The 1,370-nt window shown below is 56.1% G+C and carries 1 protein-coding gene; it reads left to right on the top strand.

Annotation, left to right across the window (positions count from 1 at the left end):
• Positions 1-79 precede the first annotated feature (79 nt).
• Positions 80-1,105 (top strand): IS110 family RNA-guided transposase, encoded by a 1,026-nt coding sequence (locus PPTH39_RS23420; RefSeq protein WP_130872543.1) that lies wholly within the window; start codon positions 80-82, stop codon positions 1,103-1,105.
• The last annotated feature ends 265 nt before the right edge of the window (positions 1,106-1,370 follow it).

Here is a 1,370-nt window from a genome sequence, read left to right as displayed (position 1 = left end):
GCGGTTAATGAGATGGTCACCCCCACACCCTGCGAGGGCTACGCTTTCGCAGGGTGTTTTATTTTCGGAGACCATCACCATGAGCGATTTAGCACTGGTCGGTATCGACCTCGGCAAACATACGTTCCACCTACACGGCCAGGACAAGCCGGGCCGAGAGGTGTTTCGCAAGAAGTGTTCACGTCAGCAGATGATGCGACTCTTCAGCAACCTTCCTGCCTGTACCGTGGTGATGGAGGCCTGCGCCGGAGCGCATTTCGTCGCTCGTGAGCTGATTGCTATGGGGCATCAATCCAAACTGATTTCCCCGCAGTTCGTTAAGCCTTTCGTCAAAGGCAACAAAAACGATTTCGTCGATGCCCAAGCGATCTGTGAAGCCGCTTCGCGGCCATCGATGCGCTTTGTTTCACCCAAAACTGAGGCCCAGCAGACGCTTTCTGTTTTGCACCGTCTGCGCGAGTCACTGATCCGTGACCGTACCAAGGCAGTCAATCAGATGCATGGCTTTCTGCTGGAATTTGGTATCAGCCTGCCGCAAGGGCTGACTGTCATGAAGCGGCTGACCAGCATTCTGTCGGAGCATGAACTTCCAGTCCGACTGACAGTGCTGTTGCAGCGTCTGCACGATCACTTTGTCTACCTGGATGGGCAGATTAAAGAACTGGATAAAGAGCTGGCTTGCCAACTGGCCGACGATGATCTGGGAAGTCGTTTGCTGGGCATACCATGTGTTGGGCCGATCACCGCCAGCCTGTTGGCTGTTGAGATGGGCGACGGCCAGCAGTACAGGTGCAGTCGAGACTTCGCCGCCTCTGTCGGCTTGGTGCCAAGGCAGTACAGCACCGGCGGCAAGGCCAATCTGCTGGGGATCAGTAAGCGAGGTGACAAGAACCTCCGACGCCTGCTGGTCCAGTGCTCCAGGGTTTATATGCAGCGACTGGAATACCAGAAGGGTCCCTTGGCCGACTGGGTGCGCTCGTTGCTGATGCGACGCCACTCCAATGTGGTGGCCTGCGCCCTGGCCAACAAACTGGCGCGCATCGCCTGGGCGATAGCGGCCAATCATACCGAGTTTGAAGCAGGGCCAAGCACTATGGCGGCCTGACCCTGCTGTTGTTGCTGTACCACGAACCACCCTTCAGGTTTTGCGATAGCTGAACAACAGATGATGTGAACGGCCAACCGGCCTGGCGAAGATCCTGACAAAAAAATCGGCTTTTGAAGCCGCGCGGTTTTTAAGGGTCGCCAGGCGCGACTCTCATCGTGGCGCTGGGGCGTGCCCCAAACAGACGCCGGATAGATTTAAGCAAGCCAACCACATCACCCGTTAATCAGTATTGCAAAATGGGGGGTGACCATAGATTTTTTTG

Source organism: Pseudomonas bubulae (assembly GCF_900618535.1).
GTDB lineage: Bacteria > Pseudomonadota > Gammaproteobacteria > Pseudomonadales > Pseudomonadaceae > Aquipseudomonas > Aquipseudomonas bubulae.
The sequence above is the reverse complement of the archived record's forward strand: the minus strand, read 5'-3'. Positions and strand labels throughout refer to the sequence as shown.